Genomic DNA, 22,651 nt, shown 5'->3' with positions numbered 1-22,651 from the left:
GTTGGTTTTGTGGTTTTTGGCAGGTTTAAAGATGGGATAAAAAGAGGTTGTTAGGTGGGTATTCTCATATAAAAGAAATAAGCTTACTTATATATTTGCTTTATAAATAAGTATAAATACTTAGTGTAATTAAAACTATTTAATATGAAATGCCCATTAACAGTTTGTGTAAAACAACCTAAATGATAGTTAGGGCATTACATCTAACCATTAAAAACAATAAACATTAACAGATGAAATCACTAGTAACAAAAACAGTATGGCTTTTATCCTTTTCTTTCCTATTGTTCTCCTGTGGGGGCAAAGGTTCGAAAAAGATGTCGGCCCAAGGAGAATTAGTCGAATTGTCAAAAACGGAGTCACTTGAAATTGAGAAACCCCAATTAACTTTTGGATTTATAAAATTAACTGATATGGCTCCTTTGGCCATTGCTAAAGAGAAGGGTTTTTTTGAAGATGAAGGCCTGTTTGTGTCCGTTGAAGCGCAGTCTAATTGGAAAAATGTTTTAGATCGTGTAATAGATGGACAATTGGACGGTTCGCATATGCTTGCAGGACAGCCGATTGCTGCAGGAGCAGGTTTTGGAAGACAGGCAGCATTGGTAACACCCTTTTCTATGGATTTAAATGGCAATGGTATTACGGTGTCTAATGATGTATGGACAAAAATGAAGCCCAATGTTCCTGTGGGAGAAGATGGTAAACCTGTTCATCCTATCAAGGCCGATGCATTAAAACCTGTTATTAATGAATATAAAAATTCTGGTAAGGCGTTTAAAATGGGCATGGTATTTCCCGTTTCAACACATAACTACGAGATTCGATACTGGTTGGCCGCGGCCGGTGTACACCCCGGTATGTATACCGCAGAAAACGTGCAAGGACAGATAGATGCCGAAGTTTTACTATCAGTTACTCCACCACCACAAATGCCAGCTACGCTTGAAGCAGGAACCATTTATGGTTACTGTGTAGGAGAGCCCTGGAATCAACAAGCTGTTTTTAAAGGTATAGGTGTGCCCGTAACTACTAATTACGACATCTGGAAAAACAATCCAGAAAAAGTTTTTGTAATGACCAAGAAGTTTGTGGAAGAGAATCCTAACACGGCTATTGCGGTTACCAAAGCCCTAATTAGAGCAGGAAAATGGTTGGATGAGCCCAAAAACAGGACAGAAGCCGTTAAAATATTATCTATGCCACAGTACGTTGGTGCCGATGCGGTAGTTTTGGCTAACTCAATGACAGGCACTTTTGAATTCGAAAAAGGAGATAAGCGTGCCATGCCAGACTTTAATGTTTTCTATAAATACAATGCAACATATCCTTTCTACTCAGATGGTATTTGGTTTTTAACCCAAATGCGCCGTTGGGGACAAATTCCCGATTCAAAACCAGCTGCGTGGTATGGAGAAACCATAAAAGAGATATACAGACCAGATATTTGGAAAAAAGCAGCCAATTTGTTGGTGTCTGAAGGTCTTATACCAGCAGAAGATATTCCAACTACCGATGGTTATAAACCAGCCACAACCGATTTTATAGATGGAAAAGTATATGACGCTAAAGACCCAATAGGATATATAAACAGTTTCGCTATAGGAAACAAAGAAGAGGCAATTAAATAATTAAGAATATGAAGCAAAGCATCACATTAGGTAAAGTAACAAGGATTATTGGGCTCGGGTTCTTAGTGACGATCAAGGATTTGTTTACAGGGAAAATGGAAAGAGAACAATTTAAAGATTTCTTGAGAAAATTTATTGTACCCATTGCCTCGATTGTGCTGTTTATTGGTTTGTGGCATATGGGAGCTAAAACACTGTATAACATTGAAGCTTCTTATAAAGTCGATAAAGCAGCAACAGAGCAGGGGCAAGAAGCGGCTGATGCGATGCGTGCTTGTATTGCATCTGGAGATGTAAGTTGTCAGCCAAATACCTTACCATCACCCTTACAGGTATGGGAGTCCTATAAATCGCTACTTCGGGATCACAATAGTATTGCAGCCGATAAACGTGCATTTAAGGAAAAAACAGCTGCTCTTAATGCCAAGCGTTTGGCAAAAGGCAAAGACCCTATAACTTACACAGGACGTCCATCATTTGTCGATCAGATATTTACGAGTTTAAAGACCGTCTTTGCAGGGTTTTTGCTGGCATTATTTATAGCCGTACCCATAGGTATTGTTATAGGACTTAGTAAAACCCTGAGAAGTTCATTTAATTGGCTGATCCAGATCTTTAAACCCGTATCACCAGTAGTTTGGTTATTGTTGGTTTTTATGATAGTAAAAACGCTTACAAAAGATTCAAACTCAGATAGTGCTTTCATTATCTCGTTTATAAGTGTCGGGCTGTGTTCTATGTGGGCAACCCTTGTAAATACAGCAATGGGCGTATCATCTGTAGATAAGGATTATATAAATGTTGCGAGGGTTTTGAAACTGGGACCAGTACAAAAAGTATTCAAAGTCATTTTACCATCGTCGCTACCTTTAATCTTTACCGGATTGCGAATTACATTGTCGGTTGCCTGGATGGTACTTATTGCTATTGAGCTATTGGCACAAAGTCCTGGACTAGGATCCTTTGTTTGGGAAGAATTTCAAAATGGAGCAATTGATTCTAACTCAAAGATTATAGTCGCTATGTTCATTATAGGAACCATTGGGTTCCTATTGGACAGAATGATGTTGACCATTCAGAACATGGTATCATTTAATAAAAATGACGGAATATAATCGATGCCTTTACAATCTAAACCAATTAACGATTAATCAGTTTAACGAATCAATAAAATAAAAATGGCATATCTGGAATTAAAGAATGTATATAAGACTTATGCGCAAGATGATACAGGTACCCAGGTACTTTCAAATATTAATTTGTCCATTGAAGAAGGTGAATTTGTTGCCATTGTGGGATTTACAGGAAGCGGGAAGACCACCTTGGTTAATTTAATAAATGGATTATTAACACCAACACGTGGTCAGGTCTTATTTAAAGGCGAACCAGTTTTGGGAACAAGTCACGAGCGTGGTGTTATTTTTCAAAACTACTCGTTATTGCCATGGCTAACTGTAGGTCAAAATGTATATATGGCCGTGAAGGAAGCCTTTCCTAAAGAAAAGAAATCCGTATTGCACGATATGGTAAACACTTATGTTGATATGGTAGGATTAACCCCGGCAATTAATAAACGTCCTAAGGAGTTATCGGGAGGCATGCGGCAACGGGTTGCTGTTGCGCGTGCTTTGGCTATGAAGCCCGAAATGATAATTATGGATGAGCCTTTAGGGGCTTTGGACGCATTGACCCGTGGAAACCTGCAGGATGAGATTTTAAACATTTGGGAAAAAGATAAACGAACCGCTTTATTGATAACCAACGATGTGGATGAGGGCATTTACATGGCAGACCGCATCATACCCTTGCGTCCTGGCCCCAATGCTACTTTGGGACCTGAATTTGCAATAAATATTGAACGCCCCAGAGATAAAACAGAGCTAAATGATGATCCTAATTTTAAAACAACAAGAAATGCCATTATCGAGTACTTAATGGAAATTGGAAACGAAAGAAGAGTCGAGACAGAAGAAGCTTATGTATTACCAGATTTAAGTCCGAAAAACTTTGTTGAACAATTTTAAAAAATGGAATTATGAATACAAATACCTTAGATCATAAAACTGTCAATATTGTTAAAGAGAATGGTATTGCCTATCCCTCAAAAGTTATGTTAGATTTGGTTAATCTTAAAAAAGTATACCCAACACCTAAAGGAGATTACACCGTTCTCGAAGACCTGAATCTTCAAATAATGAAAGAAGAGTTCGTTACCATTATTGGGCATTCCGGTTGTGGTAAAACAACTATGTTATCTATGATAGCCGGACTTAATGCTATCTCAGGTGGTAATATTGCCGTTTTAGGAAAACACATTAAAGGGCCTGGCCCCGACAGAGGAGTTATTTTTCAGTCGCCGAGTTTAATGCCCTGGATGACCTCGCTTCAAAATGTGCTTCTAGGGGTAAATCAGGTATTTCCCCATGCAACAAAATCCCAACGTACCGATATTGCAAAATATTACCTTCAAAAGGTGGGGCTGGAAGATGCCTTTCATAAAAAAGCCATTGAGCTTTCACAAGGGATGCAACAACGCGTGGGTATTGCAAGAGCATTTGCCATAAAACCCAAAGTATTGTTGCTTGATGAACCTTTTGGTATGCTGGATTCCTTAACAAGAGGTGAATTACAAGACATTCTTATCGAAATATGGAACAAAGAAAAGATCACTGCGGTCATGATAACACACGACGTAGATGAAGCTATCTTCTTAGCCGATCGCGTGGTAATGATGACAAGTGGCCCCAAAGCTAAAATAGGCGATATACTTTCTATAGACTTTGAAAGACCAAGAACACGAAAGGCTGTTTTAGAGCATGATGATTATTACAAATACCGAAAACACCTTATAGATTTTTTAGAACATTAAAAGGATGTTCTGTAAATATTAGCAAACATGAGATTTGTCATAAGATGGTATAATGACTACCTATATATTTGCTAATCACGAATTAATAATAATCTTTAAAATAGATTTATAAACAAACCGATTAAAAGTAAAAACGAAAAAAATGAAAAGACAATACATAATTTTAGGACTGTTATTAGGATGCTTACAATTAGCACAGGCACAGTTTACTTTAGATGGTGAATTTAGGCCACGTACAGAATACCGCAATGGCTATAGTAGTTTAATTGCTGATGATGCCGATGCTGGTTTTGGCATTTCAACCCGTATACGTTTGAATGCAGGCTATGAGGTGGATGCTTATACCTTTTATGTAAGCTTGCAAGATATTATGGTTTGGGGAGAGAATAGGCAAATTTTACCTTACGACCAAAACAATTCCTTTGCCGTTTTTCAGGCTTGGGCCGATATTAACCTGGGCGAAGGGTTTTCAACAAAGCTTGGACGTCAGGTTATTTCATATGACGATCAACGTATTTTTGGAGGACTGGATTGGGCGCAACAGGGAAGAAACCATGATGCCGCTTTATTAAAATATAAAAAAGGTAGCTTTTTAATGGATATTGGTTTGGCTTTCAATCAAGATTATTCACATCCAACAGGATTTGTTAATGCTGGTACAGCATACAATACAACAGGCTTCTTTTCTTATAAAACAATGCAGTATGTGTATTTAAAGCAAGCTTGGGAACATTTCTCGGGAAGTTTGTTGTTCCTAAATAATGGCTTTCAAAAATTTGAAGCCGATGACATAACACCCGATGGTATAAATAGTCTGCAGACGGTAGGAACACATTTAGATTATAAAGCAGGTAGCTTAGGGATTGCTGCCAATGCATTTTTGCAAACTGGGGATGTGGTAAAAAGCGCTTATCTTTTAGGATTGGGTCTTACTTATAAAGCCTCTTCTAAAGTAGGGCTTGGTGCAGGACTAGAAATTATAAGTGGTAACGATGTGTCGACCTCAAAAAATGAAGCTTTCTTTCCTCTTTACGGTACAAACCATAAGTTTAACGGATTTATGGATTACTTTTATGTAGGTAACCATGCTAATAACGTAGGGCTGTTTGATATACACGTAAGCGCTAATTTTAAATTATCGGATAAGTCCAGTCTTTTGGTAAAAGCACTAAACTTTAGTAGCGATAGGGAATTAGCCAGTGGTGAAAAATCTCTGGGAACCGAATTGGATTTAGTTTTTTCACAAGCATTTAAAGGCTATGCCTTAAAAATAGGTTATTCTCAAATGTTTGCCGCAGACGGTATGTATGAGTTAAAGGGAATAACAGAAGATGCTGCCGCTAGTGGGCAGAGCTGGGCATGGGCTATGTTGGTAGTAAAACCAAAGTTTTTAAATGGAGGAGCTAATTAATGTGCCTAGCGTAGACTCATAATCAATAATAACTCAGATATAAGGAGCTGTCTAAAAATCTAGATAGCTCCTTTTTTGTTGTCATTATTACTAACCTATTATTAAAAATGAGGAATCTTCCTTATATGCACTCCATACAGTATAAATACTTTTACTCCAAATTAAACTAAATAGTAACAGATGAGAAAGTATATTGTAATATTGGGTATAATGGCAATGGCGTTTTATTCTTGTAATAAACAATCAGAACAACCCCAAGTACGTAAAATTCAAATAAAAGGTCATGTGAAATTTGCTGATAACAAAGACAAATTTGGGATTACGGTAAATAAGCGAAATGACGATAATGAATACGATGTTGTTAAGGAAATTGTATTGGATTCTGCAAATAATTTTGTGTTTGAACTAGAAACCAATACACCCGATTTCTATACTTTAGACGTATACAAACAACAACGTGTTGAATTTTATGCAGATGACGAAAATTTGGAAATCAATTTCAGAGGTGTCGATACAGCAAAGATTAAGATAAAAAATCCTCCTCACGTGCATATTGCCGGTGGTGAAAAGAATAATGTTTTAAATGCATTGCATTGGGCTTCTTACCAAAATTACCAATACATGATAGCGACAGGGCAGGCACAATACAGGGCTTCTTTATCAGACTGTAAAGAATGGAAAGATGACGCGGCAAAAGCTTGGGATATCATGTATGATGTGCACGAAAGGGATATTAAAAACATTATTACCATGTATAAAGATCAACCCACTGTTGTTAAGGTATTACAAAGTTTATCATGGAAGAGACACCAAGAGTATATGGTAGAACAATACGAACAGCTAGCAAAAAAGTTTCCAAACGTTGCTTACATTCAAAATGCAAAGTCTGATTTATTGGATAAAATTGAAAGCGTTGCAAAAACAGAAATAGGGAAAGTAGCTCCCGATTTTACCTTTCCAGATATAGAGGGCAATGATGTGTCACTTAGTTCTTTTAAGGGAAAATACGTGTTGATTGATTTTTGGGCATCGTGGTGTGGTCCATGTAGAAAAGAAGCACCTAATGTAAAGGAACAATACCAACTTTATAAAGATAAAGGCTTTGAAGTAGTAAGTGTTTCCATTGACAAGAAAATGGATGCCTGGAAAAAAGCAGTGGCAGAAGATGGGACCGAAGGAGTTTTATTGATTGCCCAAAATTCTAAGCAAATTATGAAGGATTACACGTTTTCAGGAATTCCCTATATGGTTTTATTGGATAAAGAAGGGAAAATAATAGCTAAGAACTTAAGAGGGGAAGGGTTACAGGAAAAGTTAAAGGAGCTCTTTAAATAGTCTATTAAAATAAAAAGTGTTGTCAAATGAGATAATACATCTCTTTGTCAGGTTGAGCGCAGTCGAAACCTATTCAGGTATCAATAAGTCAAAACATTTCGACTGCGCTCAATGTGACAGCAAAGTTATATTCTTTAGACAACACTTTTTATTTGTTAAAAACCGAGTTGTATAAAGACTCAACTAAAGACTTGTTTTTTATAGCGATAGCCTGTAAATTGTTATAACCACTAATGTCTAACTTCTTTGCGATGTTTGTGCGGTGGTTATCAATTGTTTTTGGGCTGTTAAACAAAGCTTCCGCAATTTCTTGGGTAGAGAGGTTTTCAGAAATTTTAAAAAGTATTTTAATTTCTGTCTTTGTGAGATCTTTTAAGTTTTCCATTAAATGTTCGGTATCTACAATATCACTTTCGTGCCTTTCAAAAAATGCCCTACAATTACGTCCCCAATAGTAGTTTCCTTTCTTTAATTCGTTAAGGCATATTTTAATTTCTTCGTGCATACCGTCCTTGAACAGGAAACCATTGGGTTTTAAATTTTTTGCCCGGATAAGGGTTGGTATATCCATTGAGTTGGTAAGTAGTACCACACGCTTTTCAGGATGTCTGGTTTTTATGTGTTCCAAGGCCCTTATGCCATTAACAACAGGCATTTCCAGATCCAGAATAAAATAATCCGCGCACTCAACCTGATCTATAACATCCTGTCCGTTTTCGGCCTCCATAACAACTTTAAAGCCCTCAAATGAATCCACAAGGATTTTTAAACCCAACCTAACAATATAATGGTCGTCTGCTATGAGTACTTTTAACTTATCCATGGTTAATGCATTGGCTTTATTTGTAAAATAAAAATAGAACCTACAGGCTCATTTTTTTCATAAATAATTTGAGAATCAATATTTGTTAGCATCTTTTTACACAAAGATAACCCAATTCCATAACCTTCTTCCTTATCTGTACCCGAAAAGCTGGGTACACGTTCGGTGTTGCTTTTTAACAGATCATGTATTTCTTCTTTAAACCCTACGCCAGTATCCGCTATTCTAACCTGTACTAAAGTGTCTGGGAGTTTTTTTATATTTATGTGAATTGAACCATTAGTATTGGTAAACTTTACTGCATTAGACAGAATGTTTCGCAGGGCAAAATCTATAATATTTAAATCAGATTTAATTGTGGTGGGTTTATGTTTAGAAGGAAAAATGACCGTTAGGTTTTTCGCAATAATGGAACTTTCCATTAGCTTTAAATTGGCTTCGACTAATTCAGTTAACGATACCTTGCTTACTTTAACTTGGACTCCAGACGATTGACTAATAATCCAGTTTAATATATTATTTAAAAAATGGAGCAGATTACTTGTACTGGTTTCTATTGCAGTTAAGTTTTTTTGTAACTCAGCTTTACTCAGCGAGTTTATGTGATTGCGTAGGATAGTTAGTAGATTGTGTAAGTTGGTAATTGGACTTTTAACATCGTGAGCAATAATGGAAAGTAGCTGATCTTTAATTTTATTGAGGCCGCTAAGTTCCTTTCGCTGCGCTTTAATTTCTTGATTGGTAAGAGTTAGCTTTTTGTATTGCGCATTGATTTTTTCATTTTGAATAGACAACAAACGCTGCGATTTTTTGTTTAAAAAATAAAGCCGTGATATTAAGATTAAGACCAGTATAATAAGTATAGAAAACAAGATCAAACCCTGAAATTGTTGCTGCTTGTTCTTTAAATTTAATTTGTTTAGGGCCAGGTTTGTTTCTAGGTTCTTTAAATCCTGTTCCTTTTGTTTAAGGCTGTATTGAATTTCAATTTGCTCTTTTTGGCTTATTAATTGATCGTTCCTAATCTCATTATCGTATTTTAAATAGTCTTCAAGGTAAACTAAGGATAAAAGCGTATTTTGTTTGTTTTTCTCTATTTGGTATAAGCTGTAAAAAGTATCCTTTAATAACTCATGATTTGTGATACTGTCCTTTTCTTTAATGATTTTATGATAGTAAAAAGTCGCCTTGTTAAAGTTTGAGGCTTCCTTAAAGTATTGTCCTATATGGAAGGAAGCTTCCGAAGCTACTTGTAAATAGTTGTGATTCGAAGCCAAATCGTAAGCGGCCTCATAATATTTTAGAGCTGTAATTTTTTCCTTTTTTAAATAAGAAATATCACCCAAACGTAATAGAATATTACTATGGTCCTTATTTAAGTCGAGGTGTTCATAACCTTTAAGAGCATCCTGGTAATAATGTGTCGCCGAATCCAGTTCTTTTAAATCAACATAGGTTTTCGCAAGGTTTACCTTGGCCTTAAATATTCTTAGAGTATCTGTGTTTTTATTGGCATCTTGCAATGCAGCTTCAAATGAGTTTAAGGCATTTTGGTAATCGGTTAAGTTAAGGCTAACCGTTCCAATGTTCATAAAGTATTTATAGCGGTCTACCTTAACTTCTAAGTCGGTAATAATGTCATAACACTGTAAATAGGATTGTAAAGACCTTTTGTAGTCGCCAATATTGTTATAAAGCAATCCTAAATTATTGAGAACTGTAAATATGTTGTCTTTGTCGTTTAGTTTGGTATAGAGATCCAGAGCCCTTTTGTAATGGTCCTCAGCCTTAACTGGGTGGTTTAAATCGGTTTCTACCAGTCCTCGTAACGTATGGTAAAGTGCTCTGTGGTTCTCGGCCATTTCGAGAGATTCGATGGTATCTAAAATATTTAAGGACTTGTTGTAAGCTTCATTTATATAAAGAGCTGTAATGTAATTGGATCCTATTTTAAATTTTAATTCTGGATTCAGATCTGTATTAAAATAACTAAAAGCTTTTTCTGCATAAGAGAGACCCGTTTTTGGGTTTTTGTTAATGCTTTTATAGTAATTAATTGATAGGCTGTCTATGGTATTTAATATAGGAGCTGATACCTGTTGGTTTTGGCAATAAGAAGTTGCGTCCCACAACAAAAGGACAATGGAAATACCTAAGATGTGATTGAGGAACTTCATAAATTATTTACGCGATAATCGAGGTTTAAATACGTCGATACTTACTTCTAAATCAACATGGGTTACCCTATAAAAGCCTTGTGACTTTTTATAAGGTAGTTCGTTATAACAAAAGTATATGATTTTTTCCATTTACAAGCTCACCCAATATAAATGAAAGAATCAAGTGTTATTCAATAGGTTCCCAATATGTGCTTAAATTTTGTAGAGAAACTATAAAATAGCTAATCTATAAACTATATAAAGATAAAAAATGAGGATTTGTCCCTATATATTAATTAGCCATTAGTTATAGGTTTGTCGTTAAGTAAATGTAAATATTTTATTAACAGTAGGTTATGTTGATTGTAGCCAAAAGAATTAATTAACTATCTAAATTTTGTTTAAAATTATGAAAACAAACCAAAAATTAAAGAGCCTATTCTCTATAATAGTATTGGCAGGGGGGCTTCTTGTAACAACAAGTTGTCAAAAAGATGATCCTTTAAGTGATTTAACGGGTATTTTGTCGTTTGAGTTTACTAACGATATAATTAAAGATTATCCTTTTACGGTAGATAACGGATCATTTGTGATTAAAAATGTGGATAGTTTGCCCTATCAGTTTGATGTTAGTGGTTTAATAGCCAATTTTAGTGCTATTTCTGGATCTACAATTACTGTAAATGGAGTAGCCCAAACCAGTGGTGTTACAGCTAACGATTTTAGTAACACCATCACCTACGTAGCAACTGCAGAGGATGGTGTAACTACAAGAACCTATACGGTTGAAGTAAATGTAGCACAGTTAAATCCAGAAGCTGTACAATGGAACCAAAAAAGTCCAAATGCATTCGATAATACCTATGAAACTCAGGAGTACTTTTACTTGAATGGTAAGCATTGGGTTGTTGTGGGGAAAAAATTCCAGTGGTTTTCAAGCTCACCAGAAGCGTCGCTATACAGTTCTGAAGATGGTATTACCTGGACAGAAGAAACACCAACAGGAGATTTTCCAGTAGGATATGACCACAATATCATTGTAGAAGGCAATAAAGCTTATGTTGTTGGGTATGTTAGTGGAGTCGATACTTGGGGTGCCGATCAACCAACGTTGGAAAACAATTTGTTTACAACAGAAGATGGTATTAACTGGGCCAAGGCCGAAGCGGCATTGGATGTTGCAAGAATCTTAGCACCTGTTTATGTTTTAGACGGAAGCATCTATGCACATGGCGGAAACTTACAAGGCGGATTTGGAGCTTTTACGGGGGCAAAACCAATTGGAGCACCATTCTTTCCAGCAGCTAGTGTTAGTTCAACTACCCTTGTGTCTACAGACGGTGTTACCTTTACGGCAAGCTCAGATTATACTTCAGAAATGCCAAAAAGAACCCTGGCATCAGGTTACGTTTACGATGGTAAGATGTATGTTGCAGGAGGCTTAGGATTGGATGGTTACCCACTAAGTGACGTATGGTCGTCTACCGATGGCGTTACATGGACACAAGTATCCGACGGTGCTTTTTCTGCAAGAATTAAGGCAAGTACTGTGGTGTACGATAATAAAGTATGGATGTTTGGAGGACAATTGGTTGATGGAACGTGTACAAATGAAATATTGGTATCTGAAGATGGTGGCGTTACATGGGCTACGGTAGCAGCCGAAAAAGCCTTACCAGCTAACTTTAAGGCTCGTTGTAATGCAGATGTTACCGTAGATGAAGATGGTAACCTGTGGATAGTAGGAGGAGAAGCTGTTGATGCTGTAACCTACACAGACGAAGGTTATGTAGACACCATAGAATATTCTATTTTAACAGATGTTTGGTCTGGAAAATTAAACAAGTTAGACTAAAATAATTTCTGTATTAAAACTAAAGAGATAAGGCATTCTTGTTAGTGCTAGATTTAATAAGAATGCTTTATCTTTAAATAATATACCTTTTACTTTATAGTAAATTGAGAGGATCGATTAAAAAAACGGTTAAAAGGAATGATTAAAAAGACAATTTTATTGGTAATTGTAGTGGTGTTTGGCACATCCCTGTTTTATGGACAGAATATAACCAAAGCTCAAACGATAAAAGCTATTGAAATTCAGGGGACGGTCATTGCAGAAGAGGATAATCAACCTGTATTGGGGGCTACAGTTCTGGTAAAAGGAACGACCAAAGGCGTTGCTACAGATTTTGACGGTAAGTTTACAATAGCCTTGAATGTAGGTGACGTTTTGATCTTTTCGTCTTTAGGTTTTGAGACCAAAGAGCTTAAGGTAACTGAAAAAAAAGCACTTACAGTATATTTAAAATCAAGTGTTGAAGCTTTAGAATTAATTACAGTGGTGGGTTATGGTGTTCAAGAAAAGCGTAATCTAACCGGAGCTATAGGAACGATAAAAGCTAAAGACCTTGATAAAACCATCCCTAGCTTTGATAATGCACTAGCAGGAAAAATTGCAGGGGTGCAGGTAATATCCAGTTCGGGAGCACCAGGAGGCGCTACTGCCATTACTATTAGGGGAATAACCTCACTAAATGCAAATAGTAATAACCCTTTAATAGTGATAGACGGCGTGCCCGTATACGGCACCAATAGATCCAATAATACTGTAGGTTTTGAAAGATCCTCAGTATTAGCCTCTGGTTTTGGTGGAACTTTTGTTGCCAGCACCTTGGAGAATAAATCAGAATTCGAGAGAAACCCTTTGGCTATGTTAAACATGAACGATATAGAATCTATTGAGGTTTTAAAAGATGCGTATGCTACGGCTATTTATGGTTCAAGAGGAGCAGCCGGGGTTATATTGATAACAACAAAAAACGGAACATCCAAGGCCCCACGCATTAGCCTCAATTATACCACAACCTTTAGTGATCCAATAGATACCCCATCGTTACTATCAGCAAGCCAATATTCCGATTTTTACAACCTTTATACCGAAGGGAATAATTATCCGTTAGAGGCCGAAACGAACTGGTTGGATAGTGTGTTACAAACGGGTATTACCAGTAATTTAAATATATCTGTTTCTGCAGGTGACGATAAGTTGAAGTACTTTGTTAGCGCATCTTATCTAAATCAAGAAGCCTACATTGTAAATCAGGATTATAAAAAATATAGCTTTCGAGGTAATGCCGATTATAAGTTGACCAATAAGTTAAAACTAGGCTTAAACGGAACAATTAGCTATACCGATAACGCTGCGTTGAATGCGCAAAGTATTTATAGGAATGCCGTATTAAAAGCTCCAAATTTAGCTGCAAAAAACGACGACGGTTCCTATAAGTTTGGATTTTCACCAAATCTTAATGGATTAAGAGATAATCCGTTAGCCCAAGCATATAAAGACAGGAATTATGTGAAGGACGATCGTGTTATTGGAAACGTGTATTTGGAATACAAACCTTTTAGATGGTTAACGTTAAAATCTGAAATGGGTATAGATGTACTAAATTCCAAATCCTATAGTCGCTTAATTAGCAGGCCTGTTGATCTTGAAGGAGGTAGCGCAACACAAACCAAAAAGAACAACAAAAAGTTTGTAGTAAATAATACAGCTTCCATTGTTAAGGTATTTAATAATATCCATTCAATTAACAGTGTTATAGGGCAGAGTTTTGAAACATCAAGAGAAGAATCAGCTTCTATTTTTGGAGGAGATTTTGCCAGTGACGATATATTGGATATATACCAAGCGGGACGAGTTGGAGGAAATCCAGAGCCAATTATAAGGGAATGGGCTTTGTTTTCTGTATTCGGACGCTTAAACTATCAGTATGATCACAAGTATTTGGCGGGAGTCACTTACCGTGTAGACGGCTCGTCGCGTTTTAGTAAGAACAATCGCTATGTGGGCTTTCCTTCTTTTTCATTAGGATGGCGTGCATCCGAAGAAGCTTTCCTAAAGGATGTGTCTTGGATGGATCAACTAAAATTTAGGGGGAGTATAGGTTTTTCAGGTATTGATGGAACTAGTGGCTACTATGGAGACCAGGGACAGTACGAATTACTACGAGCTGGTGATAGACGTTTGTTATATTATTCAGGTTCTGAAATACTTCAAGTTGTACAACCTAATAATCCGAATCTTAAATGGGAACGTACCAAAACGATTGATTTAGGATTGGATTTGGATCTGTTTGGGGAAAAGGTGAGCCTTACAGTTGATTATTATTATAAAAAGATAACCAATCTGTTATATGCTTCGGCTGTACCTTGGTATCAAGGTTATGCCATACAGCAACAAAACATTGGCGATATGGAAAATCGTGGTTTTGAGGTTGATTTAAGTACGGAGAACATAGCAAATGCTAACTTTAGTTGGGTTACTAATTTTAATATCTCCAGAAATACCAATAAGATATTAAAACTTAATTTTGAGGGGAGTGATACCGGAGGTGCAGCTTTGGGCTATAAATATTTTGCCGAAGGCCAACCAGCAGGTCAGTTCTTTTTATACGATTGGGCAGGTGTAAACCCATTAACAGGTAATCCGCTTTGGAATTATCCTGATGGCACACAAAGTGAAGTACATCCAGCTTCTAGGTTTTCTCCCATTAAAGATAATCCACATATAGCAAGAAAGCCTATGGGGGATGCATTACCAGATTTTTTTGGAGGACTTACTAATACATTTAGATATAAAAACTGGAAATTAGAAGCATTCTTTTCATTTTCTTATGGAAGTCAGTTATACAACGGAACCAAAGCCTTACAGTATACATACTCAACTAAAGAAGCAAATAACTTGAGTCCAGGCATACTGGATTATTGGAAGATTGTTGGTCATAGAACAGATATACCAAGTATAAACAATGCATCTATTGAAAATACTGGATTTGGTAGTAGGGTCGATTATATTTCAGGACGTGATTCCAATCGCTTTTTAGAAGACGGTTCCTATATACGCTTGAAGAATATTAGTCTAACCTATAATGTGCCCGAATCATTTTTGGAAAATAACTTTCTTAAGAGTGCATCCATCTATATCCAAGCGAACAACCTATTAACATTCACAAAATACTCTGGATTGGATCCAGAAGTGAGTGCCTTTGGTTCATCGGCATTATTAAGTGGTTATGACGAGTTAACATTACCACAGTCGAAGTCGTATAGTATAGGTGTAAATATTGGATTTTAAAGTTAAGGATCATGAAAAACGTACGAATTAAAATTATAGTATTTATAGGGCTTTTAGGAGTGATGTCATGTGATAGTCAGTTGGATTTGGCTCCTGCAGATGTATATATTGAAAAAGACGTGTTTGAAACTGCAGAAACTGCAGAAATGGCAATTTCAGATCTTTATCACAAACTTTTTCTGGCTTCAGTAGGGCCTACTCATGTAATACCCGATGCCTCATTACCTTATGTCGGATTACCACCTATAAGCTCTTATGCTAATTATTTTGGAGGAAATTTAACGCCTACGGATGGTCAGGTAGAGAATATTTGGAGGTCGTATTACGAAGCTATTAATGTGGCCAATGTATTTATTGACAAAGTGCCCATTTTTGGACAGTATGATGAAACTTTAGAGCAGCAACACATCGCAGAAGCTAAATTTAATAGGGCATACTGCTATTGGGCTTTATTGTGTTTTTATGGACATGGTGCCCTAACTGGTAACGACAATGGGTTGGGCGTACCATTGCAATTAACCCCGTACGATGGCTTTAATCAATCCGATTTGATACCGAGAAACACCAATGGAGAAGTGTATACGCAAATTATATCAGATTTAACAGATGCGGTTCAGGGTTTGCCTGAAACATATGAGACTCAGTTGAAAACACGTGTTAGAGCGACCAAAGCAACAGCTCAGGCAATGCTATCGAGAGTATATTTGTACCATAGAGATTATGATGCATGCAATGAGGTATCCAATACAGTTATTGCAAACACCAATTACAAGTTAGAACCAGAACTATTGGATCTCTTTCCTCTTAATACAGAGGGAACAACCTCTACCTTTAGTGATGAGGTGATTTTTGGCCTCCCCGTAAGTTCAAACGGAGGAAACTTTCAATACGGGACGCATTCAATATACTATTATAACAAATTTATATGGGTAGAAGATGATTTTATTGAAAGCATGGATCCTTCAGATAAACGAAGAACAGAACTTATATTTCAGGGAAATCCTAATATTACGAATCCCAATACCATTAACGAGAGGACGACATTCAAGTTCAATAACCCAGAACAGCGTGATGATGTTCAGATAATTCGATTAGCAGAAGTATTATTGAATAAAGCTGAAGCATTAACCCAATTAGAGGGAGTTAATGACGAAGCCATAAGCTTATTAAATCAAATAAGGGAACGTAGCGGGTTGAATCCCGTTCAAGAAAGTGATTTTGCTTCTAAAGATGCTTTGTTAACAGCACTTTATAACGAACGCTATATTGAGACCGCTTTTGAAGGTCGCGGACGTTTTGATTTTATTAGAACGGGCAGACCATTACGAAATCCCGATTTAACAGAGAATCAAAAAGTATTTCCTATTCCTCAGCGAGAGATTGACCTTTCTGAAGGTATTCTAGTTCAAAATCCCAATTAAATTAATTAAAAAGGAACATTTAAAACAAATTAAATAATTAGAAACGGAATGTTTAAAGAGATCTTTATGCACAATAGCGTAATGATTATTTTGGATATCTGCAGTTTCATTTAACCATTTTAAAAAATAAAAATATCACATGAAAATTGTATCAAGAACAATAGTGCTGGCATTTGCCTTAATTTTAAGTATTTCAGTAAATGCCCAGGAACATCACATAGCCTTTTTAAAGCAACCAAAATGGAAAAAAGTATTAAAAATGGCCAAAAAACAGAACAAGCCCATTTTTGTAGATGCTTATACTACCTGGTGTGGCCCATGTAAAATTATGGACAGAGATGTTTTTACAAATAAAGCAGTAGCCGATTTTTTCAACGAAAGCTTTATCAATGTAAAAATGGATATGGAAAAAGGAGAAGGGAACCAGTTAAAACTAGACTGGGAGGTAAAAGCTTTTCCAACTTTGCTGTACTTTAATGCTGATGGAGAAATTGTGCACCGTGTGGTAGGAGCCTTTGGCGTGGACGAATTTATGAACTATTCTAAAATGGCTTTAGATGAAAATAAAATGGCCAAAAATCTACAAAAGCGCTACGATGCTGGAGATAGAGATGGGGCATTTATGTATGATTATCTAGTGTCGTTAAGACTTGGCTATCATAAAGAATTGGAAACTAAGGTTGCCAATGATTATTTAGCGTCATTGTCTAATGACGACTTGTTGAAAGAGGAAAACTGGAACGTTGTAAAGTATTTTATGAAAGACCCAACATCAAAAGGATTTCAGTTCTTAGTTAATAATCAAGATAAATTAGCCAAAGTTATTGGTGATGAAGAGGTAGCTGCTAAATTCTATAAGACCATAGACAAGCAAATAGAATCATGGTCGTTTTGGTATGGGGACAAACCTTTTGAAACAGAAAAAGAAACCAGTTTAATTACTTTTTTACAACAATCAAACTACGATAAAGCTCCTGTCTTACTAGGTAAACTCTTGGCTAATAAGTATAAAAGATTAGAAGATAAAGAACAGTACCTAAGTACATTGGAATATATAGTAAACTTTAATCTTGCCGAAGGCTCTAACAGAATTGTTCAATATGCCAATAATGTAATGGATACGTACAAAAGTGATCGCGCATGGGCAAAAGCACTACTGTGGCTAAAAATAGCTGAAGCCAAAGAAACAAGAGTAGAGCATAAGGTAGCCATTTTAGAGGCTAAAAGTAAAGTGCTTGGTAAATTAGGAAATAAAACCGAAGCCGAATTGGCAGCCCTTGCTGCTAAAAAAGCAGATAAAGAAGCCGAAAAGGCAGGAACTAAAATCCATACAGTTCCTATGATGAAAATGACTGGGATGACCCCAAAAAAAACAAACTAAGCTAATAAGTAGAAAGAGACCAAGGCGGATGATATTTAAACTTTAATCTCAGGGCTTTTGGTCTCTTATTTTAATATATCATATAATGACAAAAACCTATATTCTAATTGCAGTCTTAATGCTGACAGTTGTAGCGGGGAATGCGCAAATGACACCTGCGAGACAAATTCCTCCTAATGTAACCAAACAAATAAAAATAAAGGCACCGGTTCATGCTGTTTACGATTATTTAAAAGCATTTAACAATGCCAATGAATATGCAAGTGATTTAGTTCTAACCAGTAAAATTGTATTGGAGGCTAGCAATCCAAAGCGGGAAGTGGTTTTTAAAAGCGGAAACAAACGTTTAGAAGAGTTGGCAATAATAGCTCCTAAAATGAATAAATTGGGCATAAAAGTAATAAACCCAGACAATAGGTTTTCTAGATATTTTTATTATTTTGAGATTCAAGATGATGGACCCAATAGAAGTAAAGTAACGCTTAAAGCTTATTATGGACTTAATAATGGTGTTAAGGGTAAATTGGTTAAAAAGGAGGTGTCGAACGAATTTAAAATCATTTTAGAAGGATTAAAAAATTATTTCGAAAACTAAAATTTTAACAATCTTTAATATTTCTATTCGAGTTTTGCAGAGGTATTATCGTTTTAAAAAATTACTTTTGTAATAAAGTACATTAACACAATGAAAGTTTTTTTAGGAAACATACAAGATTCAATAGTTGTGCAAGATACAGCCAAAACTATAAAAGCCGCCAAAATTTTGCCAGCAGCCAAAATTAATAGCGAAGAGGGGGCTATCATTCCTAAAGAGGCTATGTCTATGATAAAATTGGTGCCTTCCACACCGTTAAAACAAAAGGAAGATACACCTGTATTAACCTATGTTTTGTTAGGAGTTGTACTTGTAACTGTTTTTATTTTAGGTAGAATCGTACTTAAAAAGATAAAGGCCAGTCGAGAGACCAAATAGGGATAAGAAGTAAATGATATATTTAAGGGACTTTAAAAGTCCCTTTTCTTGTTTTATTACTTGAGACATAAGAGGATAAAGAAGTCTAAAATTAAGGAATATTCCCTATAACCACCTCTATGGTATTAAATAACTTTACACCTAGAAAGGTGTTTTGTTGTATTCGTCAAAGCGCTTGTAAGGTTATGTCTTATTGGGAATTGGCGTATTTCTAATTTCATAAAATTATCTTAAAAATTAAATTTAGGGTAGGGGTTTCTACTAGTTTTGAAGTATAGTTATAAAAAGCTCCCATAGTAGTGTTAAAAATGGAGCAAAAATATGTAAAAGATAAATTAACATAGTATTAACGTAATTAAAACCACCCTTTTTAGAAGTAATCAAGTTTTATTAAAAAAGAAACTAAACGTATTAAAAATTTAAAAATGAAAAAAACAGTTGCCGTATTAGCATTTTTAGTATTGGGTTTATATAATGGTTTGTCGCAAACCGCTAACCTCAAGGACAAATTGCCTGCAGACACAAAAATTAAAAAAGGAGTTTTGCCCAATGGGATGACTTATTATATTCAAAATACAGACGTAGTAAAAGATGCGGCTAGTTATTATATCATTCAAAATGTGGGATCTGTACTCGAAAACGATGAACAGCAAGGATTGGCACATTTCTTAGAGCATATGGCATTTAATGGAACCGAAAATTTTGAAGGTAAAGGCATTTTAAATACCCTTCAAAAACACGGAGCCGTATTTGGAAAAGACATTAACGCGTATACATCATTTGACGAAACGGTGTATAACATGAACAATATTCCCACTACCGAAGCATTGATAGATACTTGCTTATTGGTATTGCACGATTGGTCTCACTATTTATTGCTAACCGATGAAGAGATTGATGCAGAGCGTGGCGTTATTAAAGAAGAGTGGCGTACACGCCAGTCTGGACGCATGAGGATATTTAAAAAGCAATTGCCTGTTCTTTTTAATAACACCATATATGCAAATAGGATGCCCATCGGTTTAATGGATGTCGTCGAAAATTTTGAGTATAAAGCTTTACGGGATTTTTATCATGATTGGTACCGTACCGATTTACAGGCCATCGCTATTGTGGGAGATATAGATGTGGAAGCTATTGAGCAAAAGATTAAAGACTTGTTTTCGGACATTCCAGCTGTCGAAAACCCAAAAGAACGTATTGTCGTAAACATACCGGATAATGATGAAATGTTATATACTATGGCGATGGATGAGGAAGTGACTACCTCTCAGGTAAGTTTTAATATTAGACACCCAAGATCCTTGGAGGATGAAACAGTTGCCGATTTAAAAGAATCCTTGTTAAATAGCATGATAACGAGTATGTTTTCAGATCGTATTAAAGAAGTTACACAAAAACCAGATGCTCCCTTTTTGGGAACTTGGATTAATTATGGCAAACATTCAAGAACAGCGAACACGTTTAGCGTAACCATTTCACCTAAGCCAAATAACCAGCATGAGGCCTTTAAAGCGGCGCTAGAAGAAGTTAACCGTGCAGTGAAGTTTGGTTTCACAAAAGAAGAGATCGATCGTACCGTAGTACAGTTCAAGAACTATTACGAAAATCAAATATCTAAGGAAGACGATCGCAGTCATGGAGCCATAGTGCAAACGATGCAACGTAACTATCTAGATAACGATGCTATGATAGGCATAGAAGACGAGTACGCTATTGTTAAGTCCTTATTCGAAACATTAAGTGAAGATGAAGTTCATAAAAGAATAAAAGAGTTATACACTAAAAAAAATAGATTCGTTACCGTTATAGGGGTAGAAGGCAGGAGCAACTTAACTGAGGAAGATGCCGCCCGTATCATCCAAGATGTAGAGAATGATGCAACCCTCGAACCATATACCGATGGTTTTGCCGGTAAGACCTTAATTTCTGGCGTAAACATAACAGCTGGTAACATAGTGTCCGAAGATAAAAATGAAGCGATCGGTTCAACCACTTATAAATTGAGTAATGGTATCACAGTACATTACAAGTTTGCAGATAAAAATAAAAATGATGTTAAATTAAGAGCTGTAAGCTATGGAGGTCTTTCTTTAGTTGAAGACGAGGATTTGCCATCAGCAGAATACACAACAACTATTGCACAAAAATCAGGACTTGGAGACTATTCGGCTGTCGATTTAAGTAAAGTATTGGCAGGAAAATCAGCTTCAACAAGTGTGGGTATTTCCAATTTAAGTGAGAGTGTTAATGGCTCATCGGTGACGAAGGATGTAGAAACGATGCTACAGATGGTTTATCTACGATTTGTAAAACCACGATTTGACGAAGACGCTTTTAAAGTGTTCCAAGGTCAGGTAGATAATTATATCATCAGAAAGTCGAAAGATATCAATTCAAAAATAGCAGACAGTGTTACTGTAACATTGTATGGAGATAATAACCCAAAGCATAGGTTGTTTACTAAAGAATATGCAAGCGAAATAAACTTCGATAAGATAAAAACAATCTATGGGCAACGCTTTAACAATGCAGCCGATTTCGAATTTTTTATTGTAGGCGATGTTCAGGAAGCCCAATTAAAACCTTTGTTGGAGCAATATATAGCAAGTATACCTACAAACAAGATTGTTGAGGAATGGCAGGATAATTCGGTAAATTGGGTTAGCAATACAATCGACAAAGATGTGTATTTAACAATGGAAGATCCAAAGAGTTCTGTGAAAATTGCTTACAAAAATACGATTGATTACAATTTAAAAAATGTTATGTTGGCTAGAGCTTTAGGCGACATTCTAAAATTACGATATACAGAAACCTTAAGGGAAGAAGAGGGAGGTACCTATGGAGCTGGTGCTAGTGCATGGGTATCTAAGCGTCCTAAAGAAGAGGTGGGAGTTGGAATAGGTTTTGATTGTAATCCCGATAAGGTAGAAAAACTTACGGAAATAGCCCATAATGAACTGAAAAAAATTGCTCAAGGAGCTATTAACCAAGAGGATTTGGATAAAACAACTACCAATTATTTAAAAGAAAGAAAGCAGCAAGAAGGTTTTAATAGCTATGACATGAACTTGTTAACTGCATTCTACCGAGAAGGATACAATATGAATGATCCAGAGAATTTTGAAAACATTGTAAAGAGTATAACAGCAGAACAATTGCAGGCATTTACTACGAAAGTACTGGATAATGCAAAATCTTACGAGATCATAATTAAACCTAAAGAATAAATTAATACGCTTCATTCACTAAACTTTTTTAATAAACCGATATATTTGAATTAGTCACTCAAAATAAGTGAAGAAGCTTAAAGAGGGGGCAGGTAACATCCTCCCCCTCTTAAAAAACTAAATGAGACCTAAATAAATTGGAGAAATGTAATACCCTTAGCTAAAATTTAATTACCTGAATGGGGTATAGGTGTTACATGATATCTTAAAAAAATAATAATTACAACTGCATGAAATGCACATTAGCAAAAGGTTGCAAACCTAATCCATATGATAAT

The 22,651-nt window shown here is 36.0% G+C and carries 15 protein-coding genes; 13 read left to right on the top strand and 2 right to left on the bottom strand.

Annotated features, from left to right (window positions below; all coding sequences use genetic code 11):
• Positions 1–233 precede the first annotated feature (233 nt).
• The 6 genes from ABD792_RS02225 (at position 234) to ABD792_RS02200 (ending at position 7,243) form a co-directional block, all read left to right on the top strand.
• Positions 234–1,628: a CmpA/NrtA family ABC transporter substrate-binding protein gene (locus ABD792_RS02225; protein ID WP_345004124.1), complete on the top strand. Its 1,395-nt coding sequence runs from the start codon at positions 234–236 to the stop codon at positions 1,626–1,628.
• Positions 1,629–1,636: 8 nt separating this feature from the next.
• Positions 1,637–2,743, top strand: coding sequence for an ABC transporter permease (locus tag ABD792_RS02220; RefSeq protein ID WP_345004123.1), 1,107 nt, complete (start codon positions 1,637–1,639; stop codon positions 2,741–2,743).
• A gap of 63 nt (positions 2,744–2,806) precedes the next feature.
• Positions 2,807–3,652, top strand: a complete 846-nt coding sequence (locus tag ABD792_RS02215) for an ABC transporter ATP-binding protein (protein WP_345004122.1) — start codon at positions 2,807–2,809, stop codon at positions 3,650–3,652.
• 86 nt (positions 3,653–3,738) lie between these two features.
• A complete protein-coding gene (locus ABD792_RS02210) occupies positions 3,739–4,497 on the top strand; it encodes an ABC transporter ATP-binding protein (RefSeq protein ID WP_425568099.1) in 759 nt (252 codons plus the stop codon).
• 142 nt (positions 4,498–4,639) lie between these two features.
• The gene (locus ABD792_RS02205) at positions 4,640–5,908 is read left to right on the top strand and encodes an alginate export family protein (protein WP_345004120.1); all 1,269 of its coding nucleotides are present in this window, start codon (positions 4,640–4,642) and stop codon (positions 5,906–5,908) included.
• A 180-nt stretch (positions 5,909–6,088) separates the two neighbouring features.
• Positions 6,089–7,243, top strand: a complete 1,155-nt coding sequence (locus tag ABD792_RS02200; protein ID WP_345004119.1) for a TlpA family protein disulfide reductase — start codon at positions 6,089–6,091, stop codon at positions 7,241–7,243.
• Positions 7,244–7,391: 148 nt separating this feature from the next.
• Here the strand turns inward: ABD792_RS02200 and ABD792_RS02195 are convergent, their stop codons facing one another.
• Both ABD792_RS02195 and ABD792_RS02190 read right to left on the bottom strand, forming a co-directional pair.
• Complete coding sequence (locus tag ABD792_RS02195; protein ID WP_345004117.1) at positions 7,392–8,066, bottom strand: response regulator; 675 nt, start codon at positions 8,064–8,066, stop codon at positions 7,392–7,394.
• A 2-nt stretch (positions 8,067–8,068) separates the two neighbouring features.
• A complete protein-coding gene (locus tag ABD792_RS02190; protein ID WP_345004116.1) occupies positions 8,069–10,243 on the bottom strand; it encodes a tetratricopeptide repeat-containing sensor histidine kinase in 2,175 nt (724 codons plus the stop codon).
• A gap of 391 nt (positions 10,244–10,634) precedes the next feature.
• Between ABD792_RS02190 and ABD792_RS02185 the strand changes: the two genes are divergently transcribed.
• From ABD792_RS02185 to ABD792_RS02155, 7 genes are all read left to right on the top strand, one after another.
• Complete coding sequence (locus tag ABD792_RS02185) at positions 10,635–12,080, top strand: DUF6242 domain-containing protein (RefSeq protein WP_345004115.1); 1,446 nt, start codon at positions 10,635–10,637, stop codon at positions 12,078–12,080.
• Positions 12,081–12,218: 138 nt separating this feature from the next.
• Positions 12,219–15,365: a SusC/RagA family TonB-linked outer membrane protein gene (locus ABD792_RS02180; protein WP_345004114.1), complete on the top strand. Its 3,147-nt coding sequence runs from the start codon at positions 12,219–12,221 to the stop codon at positions 15,363–15,365.
• A gap of 11 nt (positions 15,366–15,376) precedes the next feature.
• Positions 15,377–16,786 carry a RagB/SusD family nutrient uptake outer membrane protein gene (locus ABD792_RS02175; RefSeq protein ID WP_345004113.1) on the top strand — a complete coding sequence of 470 codons (1,410 nt, stop codon included), beginning with the start codon at positions 15,377–15,379 and terminating at the stop codon, positions 16,784–16,786.
• A 139-nt stretch (positions 16,787–16,925) separates the two neighbouring features.
• Complete coding sequence (locus ABD792_RS02170) at positions 16,926–18,167, top strand: thioredoxin family protein (RefSeq protein WP_345004111.1); 1,242 nt, start codon at positions 16,926–16,928, stop codon at positions 18,165–18,167.
• An 85-nt stretch (positions 18,168–18,252) separates the two neighbouring features.
• Positions 18,253–18,762, top strand: a complete 510-nt coding sequence (locus ABD792_RS02165; RefSeq protein ID WP_345004110.1) for an SRPBCC family protein — start codon at positions 18,253–18,255, stop codon at positions 18,760–18,762.
• Between the two features lie 90 nt (positions 18,763–18,852).
• Entirely contained in the window at positions 18,853–19,140 is a 288-nt protein-coding gene (locus tag ABD792_RS02160) for a hypothetical protein (protein WP_345004109.1), read from the top strand.
• A gap of 425 nt (positions 19,141–19,565) precedes the next feature.
• Positions 19,566–22,373 (top strand): M16 family metallopeptidase, encoded by a 2,808-nt coding sequence (locus ABD792_RS02155; protein WP_345004107.1) that lies wholly within the window; start codon positions 19,566–19,568, stop codon positions 22,371–22,373.
• Positions 22,374–22,651: the final 278 nt, after the last annotated feature.

It is taken from the genome of Snuella lapsa (genome assembly GCF_039539345.1).
In the GTDB taxonomy this organism is placed as follows: Bacteria; Bacteroidota; Bacteroidia; order Flavobacteriales; family Flavobacteriaceae; genus Snuella; species Snuella lapsa.
This window is presented reverse-complemented; position numbering and strand designations above follow the sequence as displayed.

Bases quoted from the DNA above. Each gene is read 5' to 3' on its own strand.
- ABD792_RS02195 (WP_345004117.1), bottom strand. From the start codon at position 8,066: ATGGATAAGTTAAAAGTACTCATAGCAGACGACCATTATATTGTTAGG.
- ABD792_RS02190 (WP_345004116.1), bottom strand. From the start codon at position 10,243: ATGAAGTTCCTCAATCACATCTTAGGTATTTCCATTGTCCTTTTGTTG.
- ABD792_RS02155 (WP_345004107.1), top strand. From the start codon at position 19,566: ATGAAAAAAACAGTTGCCGTATTAGCATTTTTAGTATTGGGTTTATAT.
- ABD792_RS02175 (WP_345004113.1), top strand. From the start codon at position 15,377: ATGAAAAACGTACGAATTAAAATTATAGTATTTATAGGGCTTTTAGGA.
- ABD792_RS02170 (WP_345004111.1), top strand. From the start codon at position 16,926: ATGAAAATTGTATCAAGAACAATAGTGCTGGCATTTGCCTTAATTTTA.
- ABD792_RS02200 (WP_345004119.1), top strand. From the start codon at position 6,089: ATGAGAAAGTATATTGTAATATTGGGTATAATGGCAATGGCGTTTTAT.
- ABD792_RS02180 (WP_345004114.1), top strand. From the start codon at position 12,219: ATGATTAAAAAGACAATTTTATTGGTAATTGTAGTGGTGTTTGGCACA.
- ABD792_RS02185 (WP_345004115.1), top strand. From the start codon at position 10,635: ATGAAAACAAACCAAAAATTAAAGAGCCTATTCTCTATAATAGTATTG.
- ABD792_RS02205 (WP_345004120.1), top strand. From the start codon at position 4,640: ATGAAAAGACAATACATAATTTTAGGACTGTTATTAGGATGCTTACAA.
- ABD792_RS02215 (WP_345004122.1), top strand. From the start codon at position 2,807: ATGGCATATCTGGAATTAAAGAATGTATATAAGACTTATGCGCAAGAT.
- ABD792_RS02210 (WP_425568099.1), top strand. From the start codon at position 3,739: ATGTTAGATTTGGTTAATCTTAAAAAAGTATACCCAACACCTAAAGGA.
- ABD792_RS02220 (WP_345004123.1), top strand. From the start codon at position 1,637: ATGAAGCAAAGCATCACATTAGGTAAAGTAACAAGGATTATTGGGCTC.
- ABD792_RS02160 (WP_345004109.1), top strand. From the start codon at position 18,853: ATGAAAGTTTTTTTAGGAAACATACAAGATTCAATAGTTGTGCAAGAT.
- ABD792_RS02225 (WP_345004124.1), top strand. From the start codon at position 234: ATGAAATCACTAGTAACAAAAACAGTATGGCTTTTATCCTTTTCTTTC.
- ABD792_RS02165 (WP_345004110.1), top strand. From the start codon at position 18,253: ATGACAAAAACCTATATTCTAATTGCAGTCTTAATGCTGACAGTTGTA.